The sequence below is a fragment of the Pseudomonas bubulae genome, assembly GCF_037023725.1.
GTDB lineage: Bacteria > Pseudomonadota > Gammaproteobacteria > Pseudomonadales > Pseudomonadaceae > Aquipseudomonas > Aquipseudomonas bubulae.
Genome location: NZ_CP146077.1, coordinates 2,418,966 through 2,437,834, shown reverse-complemented (window position 1 = coordinate 2,437,834; position 18,869 = coordinate 2,418,966). Strand labels below are relative to the sequence as shown.

10 protein-coding genes and 1 pseudogene are annotated in these 18,869 nt (G+C 57.7%); 2 read left to right on the top strand and 9 right to left on the bottom strand.

The genetic code is table 11. The annotated features are described in order from the left end of the window. Nucleotides 1-183: 183 nt before the first annotated feature. The 5 genes from V6L81_RS11305 to V6L81_RS11285 form a co-directional block, all read right to left on the bottom strand. The gene (locus V6L81_RS11305; RefSeq protein ID WP_169916727.1) at nucleotides 184-1,965 is read right to left on the bottom strand and encodes an ABC transporter ATP-binding protein; all 1,782 of its coding nucleotides are present in this window, start codon (nucleotides 1,963-1,965) and stop codon (nucleotides 184-186) included. Nucleotides 1,966-1,993: 28 nt separating this feature from the next. Continuing rightward, on the bottom strand, nucleotides 1,994-2,629 hold the full coding sequence (locus V6L81_RS11300; RefSeq protein ID WP_095002815.1) for a DsbA family protein: 636 nt from the start codon (nucleotides 2,627-2,629) through the stop codon (nucleotides 1,994-1,996). Between the two features lies 1 nt (nucleotide 2,630). Continuing rightward, nucleotides 2,631-3,569: a rhodanese-related sulfurtransferase gene (locus V6L81_RS11295; RefSeq protein WP_095020244.1), complete on the bottom strand. Its 939-nt coding sequence runs from the start codon at nucleotides 3,567-3,569 to the stop codon at nucleotides 2,631-2,633. A 114-nt stretch (nucleotides 3,570-3,683) separates the two neighbouring features. After that, entirely contained in the window at nucleotides 3,684-3,980 is a 297-nt protein-coding gene (locus tag V6L81_RS11290; protein WP_130871743.1) for a BolA family transcriptional regulator, read from the bottom strand. An 11-nt stretch (nucleotides 3,981-3,991) separates the two neighbouring features. Continuing rightward, nucleotides 3,992-4,507, bottom strand: a complete 516-nt coding sequence (locus V6L81_RS11285) for a DUF2059 domain-containing protein (RefSeq protein WP_095002818.1) — start codon at nucleotides 4,505-4,507, stop codon at nucleotides 3,992-3,994. A gap of 192 nt (nucleotides 4,508-4,699) precedes the next feature. Here V6L81_RS11285 and V6L81_RS11280 point away from each other — a divergent pair, with 192 nt between their 5' ends. Then, nucleotides 4,700-6,094 (top strand): class II fumarate hydratase, encoded by a 1,395-nt coding sequence (locus V6L81_RS11280; protein ID WP_095002819.1) that lies wholly within the window; start codon nucleotides 4,700-4,702, stop codon nucleotides 6,092-6,094. 8 nt (nucleotides 6,095-6,102) lie between these two features. On the opposite strand, the gene V6L81_RS11275 is transcribed toward V6L81_RS11280, so the two are convergent. The 3 genes and pseudogenes from V6L81_RS11275 to pap form a co-directional block, all read right to left on the bottom strand. Beyond that, the gene (locus V6L81_RS11275) at nucleotides 6,103-9,402 is read right to left on the bottom strand and encodes a dermonecrotic toxin domain-containing protein (protein ID WP_338661119.1); all 3,300 of its coding nucleotides are present in this window, start codon (nucleotides 9,400-9,402) and stop codon (nucleotides 6,103-6,105) included. Nucleotides 9,403-9,657: 255 nt separating this feature from the next. After that, nucleotides 9,658-10,134 (bottom strand): annotated as a pseudogene (locus tag V6L81_RS24195) (dermonecrotic toxin domain-containing protein); the annotation flags it as partial. Nucleotides 10,135-10,416: 282 nt separating this feature from the next. Beyond that, on the bottom strand, nucleotides 10,417-11,934 hold the full coding sequence (pap, locus tag V6L81_RS11265) for a polyphosphate:AMP phosphotransferase (RefSeq protein WP_095002821.1): 1,518 nt from the start codon (nucleotides 11,932-11,934) through the stop codon (nucleotides 10,417-10,419). Nucleotides 11,935-12,073: 139 nt separating this feature from the next. Between pap and mnmC the strand changes: the two genes are divergently transcribed. Then, a complete protein-coding gene (gene mnmC, locus V6L81_RS11260; protein WP_095031739.1) occupies nucleotides 12,074-14,053 on the top strand; it encodes a bifunctional tRNA (5-methylaminomethyl-2-thiouridine)(34)-methyltransferase MnmD/FAD-dependent 5-carboxymethylaminomethyl-2-thiouridine(34) oxidoreductase MnmC in 1,980 nt (659 codons plus the stop codon). Here the strand turns inward: mnmC and V6L81_RS11255 are convergent. Further along, nucleotides 14,040-18,854 (bottom strand): NEL-type E3 ubiquitin ligase domain-containing protein, encoded by a 4,815-nt coding sequence (locus V6L81_RS11255; protein ID WP_240881512.1) that lies wholly within the window; start codon nucleotides 18,852-18,854, stop codon nucleotides 14,040-14,042. The genes mnmC and V6L81_RS11255 overlap by 14 nt on opposite strands. Nucleotides 18,855-18,869 lie beyond the last annotated feature (15 nt).

Sequence of the window (18,869 nt, the reverse complement as noted above, 5' to 3'; positions counted from 1 at the left end):
TAGTCTGAGCCGATCTAAATCTTCAATAAGCGTGCAGCCGCATCATTATGTTCATTGAAGCAAGCAATGCGCCTGTGCAAAAGAACCTGCTCGAGAAGATCGTGAGCAATACCGTGTATTGGCCGGATAACTGCGATGTTCATGGGCTTTCGCGTGCAGGCTCGCCCCCACAACCCTGCGACATCACGTCTGCTGCAGATGCCCGTAGAGCTTGGCATAGAGCCCACCCTCTGCAATCAACTGCTGGTGATCGCCCTCTTCGGCAATGCACCCACCATCAAACACCAGCACCCGGTCAGCCTGTTTTACCGCAGATAAACGGTGAGCGATGATTAAAGTTGTGCGCCCGCTCAAAAATTTTCCCAAAGCGTGATGCAGGTTGTATTCGGTGGCAGCATCCAGGGCACTGGTGGCCTCGTCGAGGATCACCACCTTGGGTTCGGCCAATACCATGCGCGCAATCGCCAGGCGCTGACGCTGACCGCCGGACAAACGCACCCCCGAACGCCCCACGATGCTGTCCAGGCCCTGGGGCAGCGCATCAATGGTGCCATCGAGCTGAGCGATTTGCAGGGCGTGCCAGCACGCTTCATCGGTTCGTTCACGGCCCATGGTCAGATTGGCACGCACGGTATCGTTGAACAATGCCGGGTGTTGCAGCACCACCGCCACATGCTCGCGAATGGTCTGCAGGCCGATTTCGGGCTGGCTGGCATCAGCAAAGCGGATACTCCCCGACTGCGGCGTGTATAAGCCCAGCAACAGTTGCACAAGGGTGCTTTTACCACCACCGCTAGTGCCGACAATGGCCACCTTCTCACCAGGAGCAATGGTCAGGTTAAGGTGATCGAGTACCTTTTCGTCGCCATAGCTGAAGCTAAGGTCACGCACTTCGATGCCGACCGTCTGTCGCCCCACAAATGGATTGGCGCCGCCGGGGTATTGTGGCTCGTCGTTGCGCGCCAATAACTGATTGATCCGCGTAACGGCTCCATCAGCGGCATAGAAGGCATATTGCAAATTGAGCAACTGCTCAACCGGCCCGATCATGAACCACAGATAACTGAACACTGCGAGCATCTGACCGATCGACAGATCCGAAAACAATACCGTCAACATCGCGGCGGCTCGAAAAATATCGATCCCGAACTGGAACAACAAACCGCTGGCGCGATTGGAGGCATCGCTCTTCCACTGTGAAGCCACGGCAAAGTCCCGCACTTCTCGCGCCCGCAACCCCAGACGGCCCAGGAAAAAGCCCTGGCGGTTACCTGCACGCACTTCCTGGATGGAATCCAGCGTCTCGGTAAGGGCCTGGGTAAAGCGCGCCGTGCTGTCGTTTTCAAGCTTTTTCAGGTGCTTGACCCGCTTGCCCAACTGCACCGTGGCGTAAATCACCAGCGGGTTGAACAACAAAATCAGCAGCGCCAGCTGCCAGTGCATCCACAACAAAATCGCCGAGGTCCCCACCAGAGTGAGCATCGCCACCAAAAATCGGCTCAGGGTTTCTCCGACAAACTTGTCGAGCGTATCGAGGTCGGTGACCAGATGAGTCGTCACCGTGCCGCTGCCCAGGCTTTCGTACTCGGCCAGTGATATTCGCTTCAAGCGTTCGATCAGGCGCAGGCGAATGCGAAACACAATGTCCTTGGCCAGCCGCGAAAACAGCCGCGCCTGCAGCACGTTAAACAGCAAAGCACCGCAGCGCAGCAACAGGGTAATCGCCAGCATCAGGCCGATATAGCCTGCCGCGCTTTGCCACGCAGTCGGCAGCCAGTGGTTCATGATCTTCAGCGCAGCGTCCCCGTTACCCAACAGCACCTCGTCCACCAGCAAAGGCAGAAGCAAGGGGATCGGCACACTGCACAGGGTCGCCAGCACGGCAACGCCGTTGGCAAGCCACAGGGCTTTTTTATGGCGCAGGGCCAGGCGGCGGATTTCGGCCCAGGTCAGGCGATCCGTCACCGCAGCCGCAGGCGGTACAGCAGAGGGATCAAACACGTGCAGCGCGTTCAAGCCAGCGAGCAAGCAAGTCAGACAAGGGCGCAAGCGGCTGATAGCCGTTGGTCAACAACGCCAGCTGGCCGTTGCGCTCGGCAAGCAAGGTCGGAAAACCGGCAATCCCCAGATCCTGCACCCAGGTAAAATCCGCGGCTGTCGCTGCATGCTGCTCGGCAGAGTCAAAAGCGGCAGCAAATTCGATACGCGGCACTCCCGCGATTTCAGCCAGTTCGACCAGCACACTGGCCTGGGTCACATCACGGCCTTGTACGTAAAACGCCTGCTGTATCAGTTTGACCAGCTTCCAGGCGCAATCGGGGGCAAGGCTGCGTACCGCGACAATAGCCCGGCAGGCAGGTTCGGTGTCGTAGATAAAGCCGTCGGGCAAGGCCCCCTCGAAGTTGAAAGGTTGCCCGGTGGCCTCTGTGACCGCCTGCCAGTGCTCAAGAATATAGCGCCGCGTAGCAGGCTCAAGCGCCGAGCCACTGCCGGTGCGCAAACCTCCCACTACCAGATGCAACTCAACGCCTGCGGCCTGCGCCTGCTCAACCAGCGCCTGGGCGATGGGCGAAAAACCCCAGCACCAGGAGCACATTGGATCCATCACATAGAGCAGGCGCGCTGTCATATCAGGCCTCGGCAGCTTTACGGTAGTTGTGACCGATCGGGTGCGGCTGGTTACGCTCCTTGGCCAGCTCGATCTGCTTTTGGCGATCAATGGCGCTGCGACGGGTTTTCTCGCTCAAGCTGTCCCAGCAATACGGGCAACTGATACCGGGTTGATAGTGCTCGGACTCGCGATCAGCGAGGCTGATCGGGGTGCGGCAGGCATGGCACTGATCGTATTCGCCGGCGCTGAGGTCATGGCGCACGGTAACGCGGTTATCAAATACAAAGCAGTCGCCCTGCCATTTGGTTTCTTCCTGGGGTACCTCTTCGAGGTACTTCAGGATACCGCCCTTGAGGTGATAAACCTCGTCAAAACCCTGGCTGAGCATATAGCTCGAAGCCTTTTCACAGCGAATGCCGCCGGTGCAGAACATCGCGACTTTCTTGTGCTTGGCAGGGTCGAAATTGGCTTTGATATAGTCGGGAAATTCGCGAAAGCTGGTCGTTTTCGGGTCGATAGCGCCTTCAAACGTACCGATCGAAACCTCGTAATCGTTGCGGGTGTCGATCAACAACACCTCTGGATCGCTGATCAGCGCATTCCAGTTCTCGGGGTCGACATAGGTCCCGACCTTCTTGTTCGGGTCCACGCCATCAACACCGAGGGTGACGATTTCTTTCTTGAGCTTGACCTTGGTCCGATAGAACGGCTGGTCATCGCAGTAGGATTCCTTGTGATCGATATCGACCATGCGCGGATCAGTCTTGAGCCAGGCCATCAGCCCGTCAATACCTTCACGGCTGCCGGATACCGTACCGTTGATGCCTTCTTCGGCGATCAGCAAGGTGCCCTTGATACCGTTGTCGACCATGGCCTTGAGCAGTGGCTCACGCAGCTCGACGTAGTCCTCAAGGGTGACGAATTTATACAGTGCAGCTACAACAACAGGCGAAGTCATCGCATCAATCTCCAGGTGGCTACCCTCGTAAAGGGTGAACCGGGCGCAAAAAAAAACGCGCCGACGAAGCGGCGCGTTGCGGATTCTAACAAAAAGCAGGCGGATTACGCCAACTCAGTGCCCACCGCCAGCACAGGTCGGCGATGCCGGGGCCGTGCCGATTTTCGCCCATTCCACAGGCGTGTACGTGTGCAAAGCCAGCGCATGGAACTCGCCCATCAGGTCACCCAGGGTGGCATAGACCTTTTGATGACGCTTGACGCTGTTAAGCCCGGCGAACTGCTCGCTGACCACCACTGCCTTGAAGTGGGTCTGCAACCCACGACTGTGCATATGGCTTTCATCCAGCACGCTCAGGTGCTCGGGTTGCAGAGCGCCTAGCGCCGCTTCAATACGCTGTTGCATGCTCATTCAGGCTCCGCTTACTTCTTTTTGGCCGGGGCCGCTTTTGGCTCCAGCTCGGCTGTCATGTCTTCTAGCAGCTTGTTGACAACCGGCACTGCACTTTCCAGTTTGGCCTGGGTCATTTGTGCCGATTGCTGGGTCAGTTGCGGCATTTTTTCCAGCACTTTCTTGCCCAGAGGCGACTGGTAGAACGCTACCAGGTCCTTGAGCTCAGACTCGGTGAAATTGGTGGTGTAGAGCTTGACCATGTCCGGCTTCAGCTTGTTCCAGCCAATGGCTTGATCCAGAGCGGTGTTGGCTTTGGCCTGGTAAGTTTCCAGCAGGGCTTTCTTGGAGGCTGGTGCTTTGGTTTGCTCGAAACGCTGAGCGAACATTTGCTGCACTTGCATATACACCGGGGTACCCAGCTTATCGGCATGTGCCAGTTTCAGGAACGTTTCAGCACTGGCAGCGTGGCTAGCTGCATCGGCGAAAACCTGGCCGCTGGCGCAAACCAGAGCTACCGCTGTACAGATGGCGCGAAGACGGGTCATCGAGTTTCCTTTTCTAGCAAGCGAGGTTTAACCCCAAGGGCGGCCATTCTGCGCCTAATAAAGTGTGTCACTCAACCCCGACACTGATAGACGTTCTCATCAGCCGACCAAAAGCACCGAAAACGCAAGATTGAACCCTTAGTGTGAATCAACGCCTAAGCTGTCAGGTCAGACTTCAAGGAGAAAGAGCCGATGAGCCGTATCGAAACCGACAGCCTGGGTGAAGTAAGCGTGGCCGATGAGGCTTATTGGGGGGCGCAGACACAGCGGTCACTGATCAACTTTGCCATCGGCAACGAAAAAATGCCGCTGGCGGTTCTGCATGCCCTGGTCTTGATCAAAAAGGCTGCCTCGCGGGTCAATGACCGCAACGGTGATTTGCCTGCCGATATCGCCCGCCTGATCGAACAGGCCGCCGATGAAGTGCTCAACGGTGAACACGACGACCAGTTCCCGCTGGTGGTGTGGCAGACAGGCAGCGGTACACAGAGCAACATGAACGCCAACGAAGTCATTGCAGGACGCGCCAATGAACTGGCGGGCAAAGGCCGTGGCGGCAAGTCGCCAGTCCACCCCAATGACCATGTCAACCGCTCGCAAAGCTCCAACGACTGCTTCCCCACCGCCATGCATATCGCCGCTGCCAAGGCTGTGCACAATCATTTGCTGCCCGCGATCAATGAACTGGCAGGAGGCCTGGCCGAGTTGTCGGCACGGCATATGAAACTGGTCAAGACCGGCCGCACCCATATGATGGACGCCACGCCGATCACCTTCGGCCAGGAGCTGTCAGCCTATATCGCGCAGCTGGACTACGCCGAGCAAGCCATACGTTCGGCCTTGCCCGCAGTGTGTGAGCTGGCACAGGGGGGTACCGCAGTGGGCACCGGGCTGAATGCACCCCACGGTTTTGCCGAAGCGATTGCTGCTGAACTGGCTGCGTTATCTGGCCTGCCATTTGTCACCGCGCCGAATAAATTTGCCGCGCTGGCCGGCCACGAGCCCTTGACCACCCTGTCAGGCGCCCTCAAAACCCTGGCCGTGACCCTCATGAAACTGGCCAATGACTTCCGCCTGCTGGGTTCCGGCCCCCGCGCCGGGCTGGCCGAAATCAAACTGCCCGCCAATGAGCCGGGCAGTTCGATCATGCCGGGCAAGGTCAATCCGACCCAGTGCGAAGCCTTGTCGATGCTGGCGTGCCAGGTGATGGGCAACGATGTTGCCATCGGCTTTGCTGCAAGCCAGGGGCATTTGCAACTGAACGTCTATAAACCGGTGATCATTCACAACCTGCTGCAATCCATCCAGTTGCTGGGAGACGGTTGCAGCAACTTTTTCAAACACTGCGTCACCGGCCTTGAGGTCGATGCTGCCAAAATGGCCGAACACCTGGAGCGCGGCCTGATGCTGGTGACCGCACTCAACCCCCATATCGGCTATGACAAGTCAGCCGAGATTGCCAAAAAGGCCTATGCCGAAGGTTTGACCCTGCGCGAAGCAGCACTGGAACTGGGCTACCTCACGGACGCCGAGTTTGACCAGTGGGTTCGTCCTGAAAACATGCTGGGCGCGGGCAAGCACGGCTAGGCGGTTTTTTACAATCCTGGGCCCGGGGTTGCTACCTTGAACACCATCACTTCCTTGTCGGGGGTGATGGTGCCAACCAGTTTGAACAAGCGGCCATCTGCCCTGGCTTGCTGTACTGCCACAGCTGCAGGGTTGAATGGCACTTCCTCCAGGGATTTTCGCACGACGATATCGACCCATTCGTCAGACATCATGACTAGTTTACTCGCGGATCCACGATCAAAAAAAACATGCCCCCAAGTGTTGCCGGTAGCCCGTATATGCCTGACTTCCATCAGATACAGATCACCGTTGGGACCACGTAGCACCATACCGAAACCGGCAGCCCCCACTTTGTAGCGACCGCCATCAAGTAATGTGTAACCACGCTTTTTCAAGACCAACTGCATGACGCTTTTGGCCAGAGTGTTTCTCATATTAAACGTAGAGATCAATCCGGCACGCATTGCTGCATAGTTGTCAATAAGGGCGGCAACCTCCACATCCAGATCGCGGATCGACATATGACTGCGCAATTGACGCACGGCATCAATGTTGTAATACCTTCCGGATGTCGTCGGGAACACCGAGCGCATACCCTGCAGTTCGTCATAGACCGGTGCCCAGATCGGCAGGGGCTGCTTGTTGGCCATGGCCGTCAAGGCTTCGTCCAGCCTGCCCACCGGGAATTGCTTGCGGCGCAGGCTCTGCTCACACAGACGCTCCAGCTCCAGCACATCAGGTGCCCGTATCACCTGTGTGTCGACAGACTGGATGATCTGGCGCGTGTAGTTGCGCAAAAATGCATAGACTTCGTGGTCAAAACCGGTTGCAGGCAAGTCAAGCGCCTGGCGCACCAGGGCCTCCAGACTGGGATGTTCTCCGAGCCTTGGCATCAGGTGCCAGTTGCTGATGACCAACCGTTGTGTGACCGGATCAAATACCCCATCACTTTCGATAAACAGCGTGCTGCTACCCTCATCACCCGTGCGCACCACTTTCCAGGAAAACTGCTCAGTATCCAGTTGCACCCGATAGAACTTGTTGTCCATAAAGACAAAATCTTCGGCGACTTCTTCAAACAGATCGCTACCGGAGACTAGAGGCTGATCGGTGAGGCGATATACCCCTTCGGGCGTTAATACACCCTGAGCCTGCAGTCGGGTCGGATCAGCAGGATCAATACGATAGATTCCAAAATTGCCTGCACTATCAAGTTCGCTGGAAACAAACAAATCCCGATGGCCGATAACCACCCTGTCCATCGACTCGACGCCTTGAGGATGTACGGCAGGAATTGGCGCCGGGGTAACCGCGGCCGTCACAGCGTATCCATCAGGAACCTTGCGCGTGGATGTAACGGGGGTTGAATCAACAATCAGCTCTTCCAGCTCCGGAAACGGCGCCCCTCCCTTGCCCCCGACATCGGCGTGATACTCCCAGCGCCCCCGTGCATCCATCCTGATCGGCGGTTCATAGTTCTTGGGCGGGCGCGCCTTGAGGCGAAGGGTTTTCTCACCTGAGCGACGATACACTTCGTACACTTTTTCATCGATCTGAATGTACATCTTGTTATTCAAGAGATATACATTTTCGTTTTTCCCCCTGAGCCTCACGGCGTCATAGAGCGGGACTTTGACCTCATAGCCCTCGAATGCCTTGGTACGCCAGGGCTTGCGGGAAGTGACAGACGGCAATAGATCCTTCAGGCGTTTTTTCTGCAACGATTTACTGGCTCTCCACCCTGCGTCATATAGGGTTGCTACGGCCTTGGTCACCGTTTCATCCAGGCTGCCCAGCACTGCGCTTACTGCTCTGGGGCGCGCCACCAGAGGTGCGAGCGTAAGAACCGCCTCGCCCAAATTAAGCGCGGCAGAGAAAGCCAGCCACGCTCCCGCCTTGTAATCGCCTCGGGCAAACGCACTGATGGCCGCAGATGCGTCATTCCAGCCGTCATAGACACCAATGGTTGTGCCAATACCCGGAATAACCGACAGGCCAATCTTTATGTAGCTCAGATCCCGCTGCGCAATACGCTCCATCTGACGGCGCTCGATATCCAGCGCCGATCTGGAGGAACCATAGACCTGCTCCTTGAGCCGCCCCATGCGTGCCAGGTACTGCATGTCCGTCAGGGACACATGGGACGCCTTGACCGGGTCAATCACGAGAAAACCGTAAGTTCCGACACGCAAAATGGCATTGATGTTCTGAATATTCCGCGCAACGCTCGAACCGGTCTCTGTACTGTTTGCGAAGTAGGTGAGCAGCTCCCTGTTGAGCAGCACATGATTGGAGAGACGTTCAATCAGATGCTGGAACCCGGAACCTTCGAAGAACTTCTGATTACCCGGAGCGCCCGCCAGATACATCAGCGCCAGCCCAGAGGTTTTGTCATGCACCACAGACACCCCGATCAAGGCTTGTTCGGTATAGGAACTGTCCCCCCGGTCTGGTGAGCGTAACCAGGTATAACGGTATTCGATGTCGAATTCGGCGTCAGGTTTGTGATTACCATTGCCGGGTGCGGTCGCTGCCTGCGCCAGCCTGTACCCCCGCTCTGACAGGTGGCTGCGCTGACGTGCGACCCAGGCCTCAAGGTTGATGGCTTGCCTGAACACTCCCAGTCGCCTGGCAATATCGGGAGCTCCGGGCTGGCTACCCCCTAGTGTGCGACCCAGAAAAGCACGGGTGATCCTCATGCTGTAAAGCATGGCAACATCCAGATCCGGAATGGTTTTGAGCAGATACTTAAGGTCAATACCCAGCGCCTTGGTATCCAAGCCATCCAGAGTGAAGTAGCTGTGCTTGAGACGCAGCATCTGCTGTTCGTCATTCACATCAATATTCTTGCGAGCCAGCTCGGACAAGCTGAAGGTGTGACGCGCAAGACTGACGTCATCCCAGGTTGAAAAGCCGGTGATCGCTATGCTTTCCGACGTATCGCCCGCCAGATGCGGACGCTCGGCCCTCTCGCTCGTTTGCAACACCTCAACGATGACCCGATCGGGCATATCGACCCTGACCGCATCCGGATCGATATCTCGTTTTAAATCGGCCTTGAGCCGCTCAGCCAGCTTATCGCGGGTAAACACCTCGAATGACGGCAGATGACGGTTCAGATCGTCCTCCAGCCAAAGGGCATTACGTGCATAAACCACAAGTCCCTTGGCATATTCGGCCCGCTCTTCGACCGATGCCCGCAGCAACCAGTCCGGCAAGTCCTGCGTAGCCTGTGCCGTACGCAATTGTTCAGCCACAAGGTCAATGCCCTGTTCACGGGCCTCATTGCCCGGCGCCAGCAGGTTTTGTGCGGTTTCCAGACGCAAGCGCTCAAGAGACTGCGCAACCGTCGATTCGCTGTACAACAACTGGCCCCTGGCTATAAGCGAAGCAATTTCTTTATAGCCGGCGATTTGATCCTCAACCCCCAGACTGAAGGCATGACCATCGAGCACACGCAGGATAACGGGGCTTTCAGTACCCTCGAGCATTATCGCTGCCCGAGCAGCAGCGCGGTTTTTCAGCGAAACATGGCCGAGCCAGAACCCGTCCGGATCGGCCCGAACGCTGCGGGCCAGTTGGGTCTTGAGCTGAGCCACGGAAGTGAATGCTTGCAAACCGCCCGCATTGCCCGGAACGAACAGAAATACGGGCTCCGGATGTTGATGGTCATCAAGCGCAGGCTGACGAGTTATCACCATCGCCCCCTGCAGCAAATAAGAGCGTTGCGAGGTGCCCAGGGACAGGTCGCAAACGCAGCTGACACTTTGCCCGCGGAGTGAAGACCAGGGTTCGCTGACAACTTCTTTTATCTGTTGATACGCAGATTCGCTCAACCGGCCTTCATACACTTGCAACTGTGCTTCGGCCAGCAAGCTGCGCGACCTGCCCGTAGACAAACGCTGCAACAGACTAAGCCCGCCGGCATCCAGCCGGGTCCAGAAGTCGGTGCCCTGAGACTCGGCCCCCTCGAGCAGCCTGTCCGTTGCCTGTTGAGTTTCGGCACACTGGGTCAGAGCCTGCTCATGAGTATCCCGGTAAGCGGCCAAGCGAGTCATCGCCTGATCAGCAGTGCCTATAAATGACTGCAGGCTTGCTTCGTAGCGTGAGACTTTTCGCTCTCGCAGAGTACCGGGCAAATTGATAGACAGGCTGCCAAATGAAAGGTACTGGTCAGCGTTAAGGGTGTGGCTGTTTTCGGACATGAAAGCGTTCATCCCAAGTGATCGACAGTCACCTGATCTGAACAGAAACCTGGAGTGCATCAGTGGTAGATATATAGTCGCAGGCTAACCCCGTGTTGCCGCGCACAAGCGAAGCACCACAGGGTAAGTGCCGTGTTACTTCTTCTTGCGCTTTTTTTCCTGCCTGTCGCGTTTCTCGAAGGCTGCTTCCAGAGCCTCGTTGATCGTGCGTAGCACCTTTACCCGTGCCCAGCGCTTGTCATTGGCTTCAACCAGGGTCCAGGGCGAGATTTCGGTGCTGGTGCGATCCACCATGTCGCATACCGCACTGCGGTACACATCCCACTTTTCGCGATTACGCCAGTCTTCCTCGGTAATCTTGAAGCGTTTGAACGGGATTTCTTCACGCTCCTGAAAACGCTCAAGCTGGGTGTCCTTGTCGATTGCCAGCCAGAATTTGACGACAATCGCGCCTGCTGCCGTAAGTTGCTCTTCGAAATCGTTGATCTCGCCATAAGCGCGCATCCAGTCCGCTTTCGTGCAAAAACCCTCGACCCGTTCAACCAGCACCCGGCCATACCAGGAACGGTCAAAAATGGTGAATTTGCCCCGCGCCGGGATATGTCGCCAAAAACGCCAAAGATAAGGTTGTGCTCGCTCATCCTCGGAAGGCGCAGCAATAGGCACAATGATGTACTGACGCGGGTCCAGCGCTGCCGCCACCCGCCGGATAGAGCCGCCTTTGCCTGCGGCATCATTGCCTTCAAATACGGCGATCAATGAATGCCGGCGCATCCGTTTGTCACGCATCAGGCCCGATAGACGCGCCTGCTCAGTGATCAATTGCTCCTGGTAATCCTCTTTTTCAAGATGCCGGGTCAGGTCCAGGCAATCGAGCAGGGTCAATTCGCCTTGCTTGTCCGGTAACGGCGGCACACCCGCCGGGCGGGCTGCAACCTTGGGGGTATGCAACGCCGCCTGCAACCCTTCAAGAAGGATTTTGCCCACAGTCAGACTGCGGTAATAGGGGTCAATACCTTCGACGATATTCCACGGTGCGTAATCACGACTGGTGCGGCGGATCGCCCGCTCGCCATAGCGTACGAACTTGTCATAAGTTTTGGACTGCTGCCAGTCCAGCGGGCTGATGCGCCAGCTGTGCAATGGGTCATCCTTGAGGGTTTGCAGGCGTTCCTTCATTTGTTTTTTGGACAGGTGGAACCAGAACTTGAAGATCACTGCGCCCTCATTGCACAGCATCTTTTCCAGACGTTCGGCGCCCGTGATCGCCTGATCAAGCACGGCATTCTTGAACAGGCCGTGAACCCGGCCCTGGAGCATCTGGCTGTACCAATTGCCAAAAAACACGCCCATCCGCCCCTTGGCGGGCAATTGACGCCAGTAACGCCAGGCCGGCGGATGAGCCAGCTCTTCATCGGTCTGGCTATCAAAAGTCCGCACTTCGATCAGGCGCGGATCCATCCATTCACTAAGCAGTTTGACCGTTTCACCCTTGCCGGCGCCTTCAATGCCATTGATCAGCACAATGACCGAAGCACGCTTTTGCTGATGGAGCTCAAACTGGGCTTCAAGCAACGCTTCACGTAAAGCGGGGGCTTCCCTGTCGTAGGTTTCTTTATCGATGAAATGGCCGATTTCAGCTGATTCGAACATGGAATGCTCCCTGGCAAGATGAACCAAGCCTAGCGGATTGCTCTGCAATATGCAGGAAGAAACCGAGCAAACCTGTCATGGATCAGTCCCGGCCTGACTGATCGGCTAGAATGGCTGCCTTGCCGTTGCCGAGCCACACATGACTACTGAAACTGCCAATGCCCAGATCGACTGGGATGACCAAGGTCGCCCCCATTCACGGGTGTTTGATGACGTGTATTTTTCGGACAAGTCGGGGCTTGAAGAAACCCGCTATGTCTTTATCGAACAGAACGCCCTTGCAGAGCGTTTCGCCGCCCTGCCCGCTGACGGCCATCTGGTTATTGGCGAAACCGGTTTCGGCACCGGGCTGAATTTTTTGTGCGCGTGGCAGCTGTTCGAGCAACATGCCCACCCCGATGCGCGCCTGCAGTTCATCAGCGTCGAAAAATACCCGCTGACCCGCAACGACCTGCAACGCGCGCTGGCCCTGTGGCCGGAGCTGACGCCCCTCAGCGAACAATTGCTGGCCGTGTATTTTGCAATCCATCCGGGCTTTCAGACCCTGACCCTGGCCGATGGCCGGGTCACGCTCACGTTATTGATCGGCGATGCACTTGAACAGTTGCCGCAACTCGACGCCAAAGTTGATGCATGGTTTCTAGACGGTTTTGCCCCGGCGAAAAACCCCGACATGTGGACCCCGGAACTGTTCGCGCAATTGGCACGCCTGGCGGCACCCGATTCGACAATCAGCACATTCACCAGCACCGGCTGGGTACGCCGCGCACTGAATGACGCCGGATTCAAGATGCGCCGCACGCCAGGCATAGGCCATAAGTGGGAAATCCTGCGCGGCACCTTTGTCGGCTTGCCGGACACCGCTTCAACAGCACCCACAGTCAAACCCTGGTTTGCCCGCCCGCCCCGGATCAAAGGCCCGCGTACAGCACTGGTCATCGGTGGCGGCCTGTCGGGTTGCGCCAGCGCCAATAGCCTGGCCCGCCGCGGCTGGACGGTGATATTGCTGGAGCGCCACGAAAGACTGGCCAAGGAAGCGTCGGGCAACCCGCAAGGCGTTCTGTACCTCAAGCTCTCGGCACACGGTACGACTTTGTCGCAGATGATCGTCAGCGGCTTTGGCTACACCCGTCGTCTGCTGGAACACCTGCAGCGCGGGCGCGACTGGGATGATTGCGGGGTCCTGCAATTGGCTTTCAACGCCAAGGAAGCCGCACGACAGGCCCAACTGGCCGCAGCCTTTCCCCCGGCGCTGGTGCATCTGCTTGACCAACCCCAGGCACAAGCCCTGGCCGGGATCGAACTGGCCCACGGCGGCCTGTTCTACCCCGAAGGCGGCTGGGTTCACCCTCCAGCGCTTTGCCACTACCAGGCCCTGCACCCCAAGGTTCGGGTGCTGACCCACCATGACATTTTGCAACTGCACAAGGTCAATGAGCAATGGCAGGCGTGCCACAACGACCAGGTACTGGCCAGCGCTCCGGTTGTCATTCTGGCTGGCGCTGCCGAGGTCAAGCGCTTCCCGGCCAGCAGCGGCCTGCCACTCAAACGGATTCGCGGGCAAATCACTCAACTGGTAGAAACCCCTGCCAGCGCCGTATTGAAAACCGTAGTGTGTGCCGAGGGCTATGTGGCTCCTGGCCGCCTCGGTGAGCACACGCTGGGCGCCAGCTTCGACTTTGATAACGAAGACCTGACCACCACCCCGCAGGGGCATCAAGGTAACCTCGAGCTGCTCGAGGAAATCTCACCGGACCTGGCCCATCGGCTCGGTGACGAACAACTCAACCCTGACACCCTGCGTGGATGGGCAGCGTTCCGCTGCACCAGCCCGGACTACTTGCCAATTGTAGGCCCGCTCGCGGATCCGGAGCAGTTCGCCAGCGCCTATGGCGTGTTGCGCAAGGATGCCCGACAGGTGCCTGACGTCCCCTGCCCGTGGCTTGATGGCTTGTACGTCAACAGCGGCCACGGCTCTCGCGGGCTCATCACCGCACCCCTGTCTGGCGAAATACTCGCCGCCTGGATCAACGATGAACCCCTGCCCGTATCCAGAGCAGTGGCCGAAGCCTGCCTGCCGAACCGGTTCGGGCTGCGGGCCCTGATCAAAGGGCTGTAGAGGGCGACCCCTCAAGGGACTTGGGCGCCAGCAGCGCCTCGGTCTTTTGCAGGCTCCAGACATCGACAGCCGCGTCCATCTGATGGCGAACTTCGCTGACCTCGCGCAGATAGCGCTCACTGTTCATTTCTGGAGATCTTTTAAGCAAGTTGCTTAACGCCTCGAAGTACGGCTCGGTCAGCGCGCCATATTGCGTCCTGTGGGTACGTATCAAGTACTCCCGCCAAAACTGGCGGGTGCTGATAAAGATGTTCAGCGAGGCCGTTTTCTCGGCCTTTTCGACTTCCAGCCGCGCAATGTCCAGATCTGCCTGAGTCACCCCGGCCAGTGATTTAAACGCCATGCTTTCAGGTTGCCCCGGCAGCTCAAGGGCTCGCGCCAGGCCCACACGGTAAGCCAGGTGCATCTCAAGCTCGTCCGGTGCCGGGCCTGCCCCCTCAAGGCGTAACAAAAAGTGCTCGTGGGCGATTCTGGCGAGCCTGTCGAGCCTGAAAAGCCCTTTGCCCAGAGTCAGCAGTTGCTGCTTCTGAGGCGAGCCCGCGCCTGAAAGCCCGGACAGTTCCATTTGCACTTCCATCTCGCTGAACGTAAAAGCCACACTGTCTGTACAGCTACGCGGCGAAGCCGCAATATCCAGCACATCACGGCGCAAGGAGGAGCTCTCGTTGGCCGCTTCAATCATTTCCCAGACACGTCGGCTGAAATCCTGACGCACTTCATGGGCGTCCGCAGTCGATGTCAAACGGCTGAGCACCGTAAAAAAATCGTCTGAAGCCGCATCGGCTCGCAAGCTGTTCCATAACAGCTCTCTTCTTCGCAATTCCTGAGCGGTAATACCCGCCGTCCAGAACTCGAACGCCGCCGCCTCGCTCATCAACTGTTCGCTGTTGATGCCCATGCTGCTGCCACCCTGCATGGCATAGCGGGCCAGACGCAGGCGGCTGGTGGCGGACAACGGGTTGCCGGCCAGGGAAATATTGCGCGTCACAGTGGGTGAGGCCTGATAGACATGTTCAGGTATGTCGATAATACGGTTTTCCCGCAGATCGGCCGACTCAAGAAACGGGCGGGATATCAGGTCTTGCGGCCATTGGTCGATCCAGGTACGACGCAAATAGACCCGACGCAAAAAACCCAGATTACTGAGGCTAAGGTTCGGACCCAGCAGGTTGTCATTGAGGTTGAGCACTTGCAGCTTGCCCAGCGAGTTCAATACCGACAGGTTGCCCGGGTTCAGATACAACAGGTTACGGGCCAGGGACAAACGCTGCAGATTGGGCATGCGCTCCAACTGCCTGGGCAGGTTGACCATGCGATTGTTATCCATTTCAAGGGCAACCAGCCCGCTGAAATGTTCAAGGAATGCATTGGCCGTGTCCCGGCAATTCATGTTGCTGAGTTTCAATTCCCGCACATGGCTGAAGTCGGCAATGGCTGGCAGATCCGGAAAGTTGCCCAATCGAAAGCCGTCCAGGCTCAGGCTGTGCAACTCTTCGTTGTGAGCCCAGGGAATATGAGCGGGGTTTTTACGCCAGCAACGCTCAATCAGCCCTGCAGCCTGATATCGGTTCTCGGGGTAGTCATATAGGGTATCGGTCGGAACAACTTCACCCGGAGTGGCATCGATCCAGGCTTGCAGGCTCGTTAGCAAGGCCCTTCTCTCGCGCTTGCGCTCACGCAGGATATTGAGCGGTTCAAGCCCCCGCTCGACCAGGGTGTCGAGGTATTCAATGACTTGCTCATCTTCAAAGTCGGAGTAAATCCTGCGCACACGGCGCTGCAATTCCCAGGAGTGCTCACCGGATGTCATTCCGCACAGGGGGTAGCCCACCTGACCATCTGCCAGGGTAATCGGCGGTTTGAACCCCGGTTTGATCGGCTGTATGCGCAACACCTGGGCGGACTCCTGACGGGCATTGGCCGCCCGCTTTGCCAGGGCCGCATTGAACGCCGGGGCATCCGTGTTTGCAGCAAAGCCCATGGCATCGCGCTCAAGATCGGTCAGGGATTCAAACACGGCAGTGGATAATGGCAGAGGACCGCCAGGCTCAAGCAAATGGACATGACCGCGTGGCCGGTAACGCTCGTAGCCCCGCAGCGTTTTGACCAGCACGTGCGGTGGGGTCGTCTGTACGCCGCCCCAATAATGAGTCATGGCGCCTGAAATCGAATCTTCGCGAATCTCCAGCGCCTTGTCAGCAGGCCAGCCGGGCAGTTGATCCAGATAATGCAAGGCCAGCCGCTCAGTGTCGTCATTGGCCTGATGCTCAAGATAAAAGCCTTCGATCGCCCGGTTTATCCTGGCCTCACGCAGGTGCATGCGCGCCAGCTCGGCCAGTTCCAGCGGCACTCTGCCCCTGCGCAAATGTTCAAGCTGCGGATTACTGGCCGACTCAACCAACGCTTGCGCTACCGTACGGGGCAACCCCGGAAAGTCACGTTCGATGGGCAAGGCTTCTGCCGCAGACGAGATATTGAAAAGCCCATACAACCTCTCGAAGACCTGACGTTTGTTATCCCGCGCATGACTGCCCAATACCAGGGCCAGTCTGCGGGCCAGTGCCCCCGGAGCAGGCAGGTCATTGCCCAGCAGTGCCCTGACCTGTGAGTCGGACAAGGCCGCAAGAACAGCATCCAGCAACTTGCCTTGCTCAACGACAGAGCTTGTCAGGTTGATATGGGACGTAGCCGGCCACATCACACTGGCATAGTGCGCAAGGCGGTTTCCCGTATCGTCGGCAACCGTCAACACCTTGCCCGCTGGCCATTTCGGCAATGCCGGCAAGAGCTGTAATTGCAGCTCGCTCCAGCGCCGGGAGGCATACTGGTCGGTACTCATCTGTGCGACAAAGGTGTCGATAAGCTGGTTGATTTCAAAGCGCTTGAGGCTGACTTTCAGCAAGGAAGGCGGCGCCAGACTTTCCAGATGCATGCGGCGCAGGACGCCCGGTGCCGTGTCAGTCAGTTCCCGAATCCGTTCCAGTGTCTGCCTGTCCAGTGCTGCTGTTGCCGATCCCAAACGGCCCAGCAGCGTCGCACTGTCTTGCCACTCCAGTGGCCGCTCATGGGCATGCTGCCAGGCCCCTTCGTTGTTATGTAGCAAGGCAGGCCTGAAAGCATCGGCCCTGCGCGGATGAGGTATGCGCCATTGCCTGCGCTCGCTGTCGAATTCGACAGGATAGTGCTTGCCGTCCACGTCTACATACTGCCTGCCATGAAGGCTGAGTAAACCTTGGGCATCAGCTGTATAGCGATGCTCGCCCATTACTTTATGCTCGTAGTGCTGCAGGTTTTTATTCCATAACCGGGTGGTGCCATCATCACGACTGACGGGTTGAAAGCCTTCAAAGTGCGCCCGGGTGGCTGCGCTCAAACGACTGGCAGCGGCTTTGACAGCTCCCAGCCCGACCACTACCCCTGCGTTGACGGCCAGATCCGTGGCGACATTGAGCAAGTGCTCGCGAGCATGGTCAACATCGCCCTGGGCCCAGTCTTCCACCCCCTCATAGACTTCTTTGAGCATCTCCCCAATGGCCACCGCCAGCATCAGATCGCCCAGCACCGGCACAAAAAGGGCCGCGACGTTTACCAGAAACAACCCTGCCGTTTTGTACATCTGCCAGCGCTCTTCGCGTTCGCGCTCGTCCAGCACGCCGGTGGGCACGGCCAGTTGCCGGGCATCGGCAAACATGTTCCTGAGCTGCACCGTGCACAGGTAATGCGCTGCGCTGATGGTCAGAGGGGTTGCGGTAAGGGCCAGATGCTCGGGCCTGCCAGCGACCTTTTGCATAAACAGCGGCCGTACATTCAAGGCGGTGAAGCGGGAGAAAAACCTGGCATACGCCGGATCCAGCAGGCGATGCTTCAACTCATCGGTGAATACCTGCAATGAACTGAACTCGAACAAGGGTGCCCGCGGGTCATTGGGGATATAGGCAATCAAGCGGTTGCCGGGGTGCAACAACAAGGTGTCGGAAGAGAAGACCACCACCCCGTCAATTTCCGTGTCCAGTATCGACAAGGAACTTGGCACCATCGGCTTGCCGTCCAGTTGCACCCCGTGCACCTGGGCAGTACTGGCGGGCAGAGCCAGGGCGGCAAGCAGTGTGGTATAGGCTGCCTGACTGATTTGTTTCTTGAGGTAGGCGACATGCGCGTCGACCGCCATGTCATGGGTTTTTAAAAGCCTGAGGTTCGACTCTGTCGCCAAATGCCTGGGCCCGGGAGTTCCCGACGCCGTAACGCCCAAAGCATGCTCCAGATACTGTTGATACTTGAGCCCCAGATCCAGCCTGCGGCATAGCGCGGCAAAGTGGCAGGGCTCGAGAGGGCTGATCTGCTGAGGATGGCCACCGTAGCGGATATGGCTTTGCGGATTAAAGCCGTTTGCAAGGGCCTCGTCGGCCGAAAAATTCTGCAGGGCTGCCCACAGCAGGGTTTTCGGCTCGTCATGCACCAGGTAATGGCGAACGGAACTGAACAACGTGATATTGGGGATCAGGTGAACATGCACCACCGCCAGATAGTCACGGTGAATATTCAGTGACGACCCGAACTCACGCCTGACCTCGGCTGCCAGCAATGCCCCGCAGTACACCTCGACACTTTGCAGCTCACCGAACTTCTTGCCGACCAGGCCATGATAGAAACGGCTACTGGCCATGGATGCATTCATGGCCGCAATGACCTGTGGATCAGCGCCCAACAACCATTTGGGCATATGGCTGTGGACCAGCTCCAGGGGTTCCAGGTCACTGAGCGTGGTATCGCGAGCATCCAGCGGGGGCATATGGCGGGGCATATCCGGTCTTCTGCA

Excerpts from the sequence above, each read along its gene's own strand:
- V6L81_RS11300 (WP_095002815.1), bottom strand. The coding sequence starts at position 2,629 with ATGACAGCGCGCCTGCTCTATGTGATGGATCCAATGTGCTCCTGGTGC.
- V6L81_RS11295 (WP_095020244.1), bottom strand. The coding sequence starts at position 3,569 with ATGACTTCGCCTGTTGTTGTAGCTGCACTGTATAAATTCGTCACCCTT.
- V6L81_RS11290 (WP_130871743.1), bottom strand. The coding sequence starts at position 3,980 with ATGAGCATGCAACAGCGTATTGAAGCGGCGCTAGGCGCTCTGCAACCC.
- V6L81_RS11285 (WP_095002818.1), bottom strand. The coding sequence starts at position 4,507 with ATGACCCGTCTTCGCGCCATCTGTACAGCGGTAGCTCTGGTTTGCGCC.
- V6L81_RS11280 (WP_095002819.1), top strand. The coding sequence starts at position 4,700 with ATGAGCCGTATCGAAACCGACAGCCTGGGTGAAGTAAGCGTGGCCGAT.
- pap (WP_095002821.1), bottom strand. The coding sequence starts at position 11,934 with ATGTTCGAATCAGCTGAAATCGGCCATTTCATCGATAAAGAAACCTAC.
- mnmC (WP_095031739.1), top strand. The coding sequence starts at position 12,074 with ATGACTACTGAAACTGCCAATGCCCAGATCGACTGGGATGACCAAGGT.
- V6L81_RS11255 (WP_240881512.1), bottom strand. The coding sequence starts at position 18,854 with ATGCCCCGCCATATGCCCCCGCTGGATGCTCGCGATACCACGCTCAGT.